The 9098-nt window shown below is 60.3% G+C and carries 10 protein-coding genes; 9 read left to right on the top strand and 1 reads right to left on the bottom strand.

The window, feature by feature from the left end; all coding sequences use genetic code 11:
- The 9 genes from CPT76_RS37570 to CPT76_RS17995 form a co-directional block, all read left to right on the top strand.
- The coding region (locus CPT76_RS37570; RefSeq protein WP_483870056.1) for a M55 family metallopeptidase at nucleotides 1–222 on the top strand (222 nt) is incomplete at its 5' end.
- Nucleotides 223–322: 100 nt separating this feature from the next.
- On the top strand, nucleotides 323–1255 hold the full coding sequence (locus tag CPT76_RS18030; protein WP_076168749.1) for an ABC transporter permease: 933 nt from the start codon (nucleotides 323–325) through the stop codon (nucleotides 1253–1255).
- A gap of 3 nt (nucleotides 1256–1258) precedes the next feature.
- Nucleotides 1259–2176: an ABC transporter permease gene (locus CPT76_RS18025; protein WP_105443815.1), complete on the top strand. Its 918-nt coding sequence runs from the start codon at nucleotides 1259–1261 to the stop codon at nucleotides 2174–2176.
- Between the two features lie 6 nt (nucleotides 2177–2182).
- Nucleotides 2183–3223: an ABC transporter ATP-binding protein gene (locus CPT76_RS18020; RefSeq protein ID WP_105443814.1), complete on the top strand. Its 1041-nt coding sequence runs from the start codon at nucleotides 2183–2185 to the stop codon at nucleotides 3221–3223.
- A gap of 174 nt (nucleotides 3224–3397) precedes the next feature.
- Nucleotides 3398–4852 carry a peptide ABC transporter substrate-binding protein gene (locus CPT76_RS18015; RefSeq protein WP_374954660.1) on the top strand — a complete coding sequence of 485 codons (1455 nt, stop codon included), beginning with the start codon at nucleotides 3398–3400 and terminating at the stop codon, nucleotides 4850–4852.
- 22 nt (nucleotides 4853–4874) lie between these two features.
- A complete protein-coding gene (locus tag CPT76_RS18010) occupies nucleotides 4875–5849 on the top strand; it encodes a S66 peptidase family protein (RefSeq protein WP_105443813.1) in 975 nt (324 codons plus the stop codon).
- Nucleotides 5850–5865: 16 nt separating this feature from the next.
- A complete protein-coding gene (locus tag CPT76_RS18005) occupies nucleotides 5866–6966 on the top strand; it encodes a dipeptide epimerase (protein WP_105443812.1) in 1101 nt (366 codons plus the stop codon).
- A complete protein-coding gene (locus CPT76_RS18000; RefSeq protein ID WP_105443811.1) occupies nucleotides 6966–7208 on the top strand; it encodes a hypothetical protein in 243 nt (80 codons plus the stop codon). The genes CPT76_RS18005 and CPT76_RS18000 overlap by 1 nt, the downstream gene beginning before the upstream one ends.
- Nucleotides 7205–8209, top strand: coding sequence for a C40 family peptidase (locus tag CPT76_RS17995; RefSeq protein ID WP_181152904.1), 1005 nt, complete (start codon nucleotides 7205–7207; stop codon nucleotides 8207–8209). The genes CPT76_RS18000 and CPT76_RS17995 overlap by 4 nt, the downstream gene beginning before the upstream one ends.
- Nucleotides 8210–8516: 307 nt before the next feature.
- On the opposite strand, the gene CPT76_RS17990 is transcribed toward CPT76_RS17995, so the two are convergent.
- Nucleotides 8517–9098, bottom strand: a 582-nt coding sequence (locus CPT76_RS17990; protein ID WP_146116341.1) for a Gfo/Idh/MocA family protein, incomplete at its 5' end; no start/stop codon positions are given.

The following is a 9098-nucleotide window of genomic DNA, read 5'->3' as shown; positions in this document are numbered from 1 at the left end:
TTGCCGGCCGCGACCGCGTCAAGCCGCTCGTTACCGCCGGAACGCCCGCAACTGACGATCGAATTCGCGAATTACGGGCAGGCGGAATGGGCCCATCTGATGCCAGGCACCACGATCGAACAGGGATCGCCTGTCGTCTCGTTCCAGGCCAAAGATATTCTTGAAGCGTACCAGGCTATGCTGGTCATGACCGAGCTGGCCATGCGGACGTCCTTCTGCTGACGAAGGCCGCCTGTTTTCCGAAAATACGCTGTCAGGTTTATCCGAGGTAGATGGGCCCGAAAGAATGCACCATATGCCGAGTAAAGAGAGGGTGAGATTCATGGCGCAATACATTTTGAAGCGTTTCTTATCCATGCTGGTCACGCTGTGGCTGATCGTCACGGTCACCTTTTTCCTGATGCACTCGATTCCCGGCTCTCCGTTTGACCGCGACGGGAAGGAAGCAAGCGCAGCGGTCGTGCAGAACATGATGTCGTTCTACCATCTGGACAAGCCGCTGGGCGTCCAGTATTTGCTGTATCTCAAATCGCTGCTGACCTTCGATCTCGGGCCATCGATATCCCATTACCCGACAACGGTGAACACGATGATCGACCGCGGCTTCCCGGTATCCTTCCAGCTCGGCGCGGCGGCCATTCTGCTGGCGATTGCAGCCGGAATAGCGCTGGGTACGGTGGCCGCCCTGAAGCAGAACGGCATCATCGACTATATCGCCATGGTGCTGGCCGTCATCGGCATCGCGGTGCCGAGCTTCGTGATTGCTCCGCTCCTGATCAAGTATGTCGCCGTCAAATGGGGGCTGCTGCCGGTCGCTTCGTGGGGAACGTGGAAGCATGTAGTGCTTCCGGCCTTCGCTCTCTCGGTTGGTCCCATCGCCACGATCGCGCGCCTGACCCGGGCCAATCTGATTGAGGTGCTGACCCAGGACTATATGGAGACGGCTCGCTCTAAAGGGCTGTCGCCGGCGAGGATGATTGTCAAGCATGCGCTGCGCAATGCGGTGCTGCCCGTGGTGACGCTGCTCGGCGCGCTGCTGGCCAACGTGCTGACGGGGAGCTTCGTCATCGAGAAAATCTTCGCGATCCCCGGCATGGGGAAATACTTCGTGGACGGCATCAACAACCGGGATTACGCCGTCATCATGGGCACGACGGTCTTTTACAGCGCACTCCTCATCTTCATGATGTTTATTGTGGATATCGTGTACGGGTTCATCGATCCCCGTATCAAGCTGCATAGAAAGGGGGCCTGACGCATGCAGATACCGGACCATTTGTTTACCCCAATGTACAGAACGGCCGGAGAACAGGAGCGGATCGTCAGGCCGCGCCAGTCGTTATGGCAGCAGGCCGTCCGCAGTTTGCTCCGCAACAAGCTGGCCTGCTGCGGACTCGTCCTGATCGTGCTGCTGGCACTGCTGGCCGTGTTCGGCCCGCTGCTGACGGATCAGAGCTACTCCGGCCAGAATCTGCTCAGCGCGAACCAGCCTCCGTCCGGCGCGCACTGGTTCGGAACGGATGACCTTGGGCGGGACGTCTTCGCCCGGATTTTGTACGGTTCGCGCATCTCGCTTACGGTCGGTTTGGCCGCGGCCCTGATCGATTTTTTCATCGGTATCATTTACGGCGGCATCGCCGGATATTTCGGCGGGCGCGTCGATAACGCGATGATGCGTTTCGTCGATATGCTGTACGGCATTCCTTATCTGCTCGTGGTCATTCTGCTCATGGTCGTAATGGGCCCCGGGCTGCTGACCATTATTCTGGCTTTGACGGCAACGGGGTGGATCGGGATGGCGCGGATCGTCCGCGGGCAGGTGCTTCAGCTGAAGTCGTCGGAGTACGTCCTGGCCGCCCGGACCTTGGGGGCCGGGTCGTGGTACATCATCCGCAGGCACATGCTTCCCAACGCCGTCGGGGTCATCATCGTTCAGGTGACGTTTTCCGTGCCGTCGGCCATTTTCGCCGAAGCCTTCCTCAGCTTCCTCGGTCTTGGCATCCAGCCGCCGCTCGCGAGCTGGGGAACGATGGCCAACGATGCCCTGCCGACCATTCTGTCCGGCAACTGGTGGCGGCTGTTCTTCCCGGCCTTTTTCATTTCGGTGACGATGCTCGCCTTCAACCTGTTGGGAGATGGACTCTTGAACGCCTTTAATCCGAAGCAAAGGAGGTAACGGAAGATGAACAACGACGCGCTGCTCGAAGTGGACAATTTGCATGTTTCGTTCTCCACCTACGGCGGGGAGGTGAAGGCCGTCAGGGGCGTCAGCCTCCGCCTGCACCGGGGAGAGACGCTGGCGATCGTCGGCGAATCAGGCTGCGGCAAAAGCGTCACCGCCCGCAGCATCATGCGGCTCCTGCCCAAGAACAACTCGAGGATTACGGAGGGCAGCATCCGTTTTAACGGACGCGAGCTGACGCGTTTGAGTGAAAAGCAGATGCGTGACGTGCGCGGCTCGGACATCGCGATCATCTTTCAGGATGCGATGACCGCGCTGAATCCGACAATGACGATCGGGGAGCAGCTGATGGAGGGCGTCATCCGCCACCAGCGGCTGTCCCGGACGGAGGCGAGGAAGCGGGCGGTCGAGATGCTGCAGTTCGTGGGCATCCGCGACCCGGAGCTCCGGCTGAAGCAGCACCTGCATCAGTTCAGCGGGGGCATGAGGCAGCGGATTATGATCGCGATGGCGGCGATCTGCAGTCCCGCCGTCCTGATCGCGGACGAACCGACCACCGCGCTGGACGTCACGATCCAGGCGCAAATCCTGGATCTGTTCCGCATGCTGCAGCGCACGACCCAGGCTTCGCTGATCATGATTACGCACGACCTCGGCGTCGTCGCCAGCATCGCCGACCGCGTCAATGTCATGTATGCGGGGCAGGTTGTGGAATCCGCACCGGTCAAGGAGCTGTTCCGGAATCCGCAGCATCCGTATACGCAGGGGCTGCTCGATTCCATCCCGCGCCTGGACCGGCCAAGAGGGGCGAAGCTCGACGCGATCCCGGGCACGCCGCCGGACCTGTTCGCACCTCCGAAGGGATGTGCGTTTGCCGCCCGGTGTCCCCACGCGATGGAGGTATGCGGCCTGTTCCCGCCGGACAGCGTGAAGCTGGACGGAGAGCATACCGTAGCTTGCTGGCTGCAGGATGCCCGGGCCAGAACAATGCCGCCGCGAGGGCCGGCGCAGGTTGAAACCGCATCGGCCAGCCAGGGATAAGGCATGAAGAGCACGGTTTTATCATTTTGCGGGAACAGGATCCTGCTTCAGGTTTGCTCTGCAAGCCTTGGGACTTGACCATAGATCAGCGTCTTGAATAGCGCAAGCTCATGAATAACGGAATAGCTTGTATTTGCAGCAACCAACCAATTCGGGATTAAGGGAGAGGGTCTCATGGAAAAGGCTGTCATGAACAAGGCTGTGAAAAGAAGGTTAGTACTGGTGCTGCTGACGTGCATGCTGCTCAGTCTGCTGCTGGCCGCATGCGGCGGCGGAACCGAAGGAGCAGGCGGCGGTGGAGGAGATACGGGAAGTAAAATCCTCCTGTACAACAACGTTCGCGAGCCCACTTCGCTCGATCCGCCGATCGGCTTCGATCAGGTTTCCTATGACATTTTGAACAATGCGATGGAGGGCATGACGCGTCTCGGCAAGGACCAGTCTCCGGAGCCGGCCATGGCGTCCGAGTGGAAGGTATCCGAAGACGGACTCAAATACACGTTCACGCTGCGCGACGGCGTACAGTGGAGCAATGGCGAGCCGGTTAAGGCGGGCGACTTCGAGTTTGCCTGGAAAAGAATGCTCGATCCGAAAACGGCGTCTTCGGCCGCGACGCTGGCCTATGTGTTTAAAGGAGCGGAGGCTTTTAACTCCGGCAAAGGAACGGCAGACGACGTGCAGGTCAAAGCCGCTGACGACAAGACGCTGGAAGTGACGCTGGCCCAGCCGGCGCCCTGGCTGCTGAGCATGCTGGCGAATCCGGCCTTCTTCCCGGTGCCGCAAAAGACCGTGGAGTCCAATCCGAACTGGACGGCGGAGGCCGATACGTTCGTCAGCAACGGCCCGTTCCGCATCTCCCAGTGGAATCACGATTCCGAGCTGAAAATGGTGAAGAACGATAAATATTGGGATGCAGCGAACGTGAAGCTGGACGGCGTCACGTTCAAAATGATCAACGATTCCAACACGGAATACCAGCTGTACCAAAGCGGCGAGCTGCACATTGCCGGCGTTCCCGCCGATATGAGCGACCAGTTGTTCTCGGAAGGCAAGGTGAACGTTCAGGATTCGGCAGGTACGTATTTTTACCGCTTCAATACGACCATGAAGCCGTTCGACAACGCCAAAATCCGCAAAGCCTTTGCGCTCGCGGTGGACCGTCAGAAAATCGTGGACCTGGTGGTCAAGCAGAAGCAAAAGCCGGCCGGGGGTTTCGTATCCTACGGACTCAAGGAACCGGACGGACGCGATTTCCGCGAGGTGGGCGGCGACCTGATTACATTTGACGCAGCGCAGGCCAAGAGCCTGCTTGCGGAAGGCATGAAGGAAGCGGGATACAGCACGCTGCCCGAAGTGACGCTGACTTACAATACAAACGATTTGCATCAGAAAATCGCCGAAACGCTGCAGGCCATGTTCAAGGAAAACCTGGGTGTCGACGTCAAGCTCGCGGGCAAAGAAGGCAAAGTCCTCACCGCGGAGCAGAAGCAGCTTCAGCTGCAGTTTTCCCGGTCGTCCTGGCTGCCGGATTTCGCCGATCCGATGATTCTGCTTATCTGCAAAGCGACAAGCTCGTCGACGTGGTACGCCATCCATACGGGTACATGGACTTTAAGTGGGCTGATTTGAAATGAGAAGGCTGAGACCGTTCATGCATGCTGCCGATTCGGGCATAGAAGGGGCGCAGGCCGGTGCCGGGAGAAGGCCGATCCGGCCGACCCGGTTGAAGCCGGGGGACACGGTGGGCATCACCGCCCCGGCGAGCCGCGGGGACGCGGAGGCGATCCGCCGTTCGGCCGAAGTGTTCGAAGAGCTTGGCCTGAAGGTCCGGTTTGGCGATTCGCTGAACCGCGGCCACGGCTACCTCGCCGGAACCGACGCGGAGCGGGCCGCCGAGCTGAACGCCATGTTTGCGGATCCCAGCATTCAGGCCATCGTTTGCGCCCGGGGAGGGTACGGCACGGCCAGGATTGCGGAGAGGCTCGATTACGATCAGATCCGCCGGCATCCCAAAATTTTGTGGGGGTACAGTGACATCACCTTCCTGCATGCCGCCATCTGGAAGATGACCGGATTGATCACAGTGCATGGGCCGATGATGATCTGTCTTGGGGACAAGGACGTGCACCCGTTGACCCGGCAGAGCTTCGCCCAGCTGGTCCGGCCCGAGCCGTTCCGCTACACCGGGGACATTACCCCGCTGCATACCTTGGTGGAGGGCATGGCCAAAGGCCCGCTCGTGGGGGGCAACCTGACTTTGCTGACGAGTACGCTCGGAACGCCGTTTGAGATCGATACCAGGGGCTGTCTCCTGTTTATCGAGGATATCGGGGAGGAGCCGTACCGGATCGACCGTATGCTGAATCAGCTGCGGATGGCGGGCAAGCTGGAGCAGGCGGCCGGTATCCTGGTGGGCGACTTCCGAGATTGCGAGCCGGTGAAGCGCCCGGTCTCCTTTACCTTAGAGGAGGTCATCCGGCATTATGTGACCGAAGCGGGCAGACCTTCCCTGATGGGCTTCGGGATCGGGCACGGCTCGCCCAACGTCGCGGTTCCGCACGGGATGGAAGCCGAGCTGAGCACGGCTGACAAAAAGGTGGAAGCGCTGGAGTCAGCCATTATATAGAGGAGGCAACCGGCAAATGCGAATACATGATATCGAAGTGATGCGCAAGTACACGCCGCTGACCAAACCGTTCAAGACGGCGCTGCGCACGGTTCATCAAGCCGAATCGATTGTGGTGAAAATGACGGCCGACGACGGAAAAGTGGGCTGGGGCGAGGCGCCGGCCACCGTCGTCATCACAGGCGACAGCCTTGAGGCGATTCAGTCCGCCATCGAGCATACATTCAAGCCGCTGCTGATCGGCCAAAGCCTGCTCGCTTACGAGCAGATCCTTCAGTCGGTCCATCAGGCCATGGTCGGCTGTACCAGTGCCAAAGCGGCCATCGATATGGCCGTATATGACTTGGTGGCCCAGCACGGACGTATGCCACTGTATCAGTTTCTCGGCGGCTACCGCGACCGGATCGAAACGGACTTTACGGTCAGCGTCAACTCGCCTGAGGAGATGGGAGAAGACGCGGCCCAATACGTTCAGGCGGGATTTACCGTGCTGAAGATCAAGGTCGGCAAGGATGACATCGAGCATGACATCCGCCGCATCCGGGAAATCCGGCAGCGCATCGGCAGCGACGTCAAGATCCGGCTGGACGCCAATCAGGGATGGCAGTCCAAGGAGGCGATCCGCTCCATCCGGAAGATGGAGGACATGGGTCTGAACATCGAGCTGGTAGAGCAGCCGGTCCGGGCCGGGGATATTTACGGGCTGCAGCAGGTGACCGCGGCGGTGGACACTCTGATTATGGCCGACGAAAGCGTCTTTTCTCCAGTGCAGGCGCTGGAGGTGCTGCAGCGGCACGCCGCCGACCTGATCAACATCAAGCTGATGAAGGCAGGCGGCATTTACAAGGCGCAGCTGATCAACCAGCTGGCTGAAGAATACGGCGTCGAGTGCATGGTGGGCAGCATGATCGAATCCCGATTGGCAGTGACCGCCGCTGCCCATTTCGCCGCCAGCAAAAAGAACGTCACCCGTTACGACTTCGACGCGCCGCTGATGCTGCACCAGGATGATGTCGTCGGCGGCGTCATGTACGACGGCCGGGTGATGACCTTCTCGGATGCGCCGGGTCTGGGCATAACCGACGTGCGCACGACAGACGAAGTGGGGGTATGGTGATGGCGGATCGAGACGATCAGGCCTTATTCCCGGCATGGCGGGTGGTCAGCGTTCCGGTAGCCACCGTCTGGACCAGCCCATCCTCTCCGCGGGCGCTGGACGCGCCGGCACTGGCCGGGTTCGCCCCTAGCGAACTTGAACGGGAGGCCAAGGACCAATCTGATTCGGGGAATCCGTTGGAGATGGAAAGCGATCCGGGGATTGCGCGGGGAGCGGTATCGAGGTATGGCTCGCCGCGATGACGGTACCGGATAAGCTAGACCTGTGCGCGGCCAACCGCGTGCAGACCCAGGCGCTGTACGGCACGCCAGTCCTTGCTTACGAAGAGCAGGACGGCTGGAGCCGGGTCGCCATCCCGGGCCAGCTCTCGCCCAAGGATGAGAACGGATATCCCGGCTGGATTCCGACGGAGCAGCTGCTGCCATTGAGTGAGGAGGAAGTGCGTCGGCTGCTGGACAGCAGCGGAAACGTTCCAGGCGCCGCTGCTGCTCCAGCTTCTGCGATCGTTACGGCACCTACGACGGACTTGGAGATGTTATCCTCATCGGCGAAGATGCGTATCAGCTTCCTGACAAGGCTGCCGCTGGCGACCGAGGAGGAGCGGGGGACGGTGCTTGAGGTAGAACCCGGCGATGAAGCTCAAGCCGTAACGGGTTTTCAAGCCGAATCGGTAGCGGGACCCGATGCTGGAGCATTTCCCCAAGCAGGGAGTGTTCCGATAGATGGCGTTGGGGTAGGGGCAAATTCTCGTGGGGATTCCTTTGTCGTTGTACAGACCCCGCACGGTCTTGCCCGGATCAGACGGGCAGACGTACTGGTGGTGGCTGAGCCAGGGGAATACCCGGCGGTTCACGCGGATGGGCAGAATAGGGGCCAGGCCATCGTGGCGCAGGCCAAGCGCTTTCTTGGACTGCCTTACTTGTGGGGAGGCATGTCGGCATGGGGCTACGACTGCTCCGGGTTTGCCCACTCCATGCTTCTCGCCTTCGGCATCGTCATCCCAAGGGACGCCTCTGTCCAGGCGCTGCACGGAGCAAGCATCCCGCCGGAGGAGCTGCAGCCGGGGGATCTGCTGTTCTTTGCCTATGAGCAGGGCAAGGGACGCGTCCATCATGTCGGCATCTACGCCGGGGACGGGCACATGATCCATTCGCCGGATTCGGCTAGCTCCGTGGAGCTGATTCCGCTGAAAGGGTATAAGCTTGCTGACGAGCACTGCGTCACCCGTCGTTATTGGACGTAGAGGCACGCGGGAAAGGGAGCAGCGATGGGGACGACTAGCTGCGCTAGGAAGTGAGCCACTCCGGGAATAAGGCCGGTCGGAAACGAGGTGCCTGGAAAAAAGCTGGTCGGAGACAAGACAGGTGCCTGGAAAAATAATCGCCTGAAATGGGATCGCCGGAAAAGTTCGGGTTCTAATAGACCTGCTCATTCCCGGCAGGCCGCCCCTGAATTGTGAAGCTTGTTGATATGATACAGCCAAAGGGCCGTCCTCAGCCGCATGATACCCGCGGCGTACAAGACGGCCCTTATCATTTTTCAAGTATGGGTCATTCCGATAAATCGGCGATCCTGACAGCCGCACCCGAGCGGGCCGACAGGTTGGAAGCTTCCATCAGCCGGGTCAGGTCAAGCGCCATCTCCGTATTGAACGAGCCGGGCTCGCCCGTGACGATATGGTCGACCCATTGCTCCATCGCCGAATGAAGTGCCTCCGGAAGCGGCCATTCCACGATCGGTTCGGCACCGTTCTCAGTGCTCGCGACGATCACCTTACGGCTGTGCGTGGAGTACTGCAGGCTGCCTTTCGTGCCGTGCACTTCCAGCGTGAACGGGGAGAGAGGATTCACGAAGCCGGCTTCAACGATGCCGAGCGCACCATCCCGGTAGCTGAGCACGGCTACCGCGTTATCCTCTACCTCGCGGCCAGTCACGTAGCCGTAGCTGGCGCTGACGATCTCCGGCATGCCGAGCACGAAGCGCGCCAAAATCATCGGATGGCAGCCGAGATCGATCATAGCTCCGCCGGCACTCTGCTGCGGATCGTAGAAGTACGCGGGCAAACCGTTTTCCGTAAGCGCGCCTTTGTGCGCCAGCCTGACGCGGGCGATCGTCAGCTTGCCGAGCAGACC

Source organism: Paenibacillus sp. AR247, from assembly GCF_002968895.1.
Taxonomy (GTDB): domain Bacteria; phylum Bacillota; class Bacilli; order Paenibacillales; family Paenibacillaceae; genus Paenibacillus_AQ; species Paenibacillus_AQ favisporus.
The sequence above is the reverse complement of the archived record's forward strand: the minus strand, read 5'-3'. Positions and strand labels throughout refer to the sequence as shown.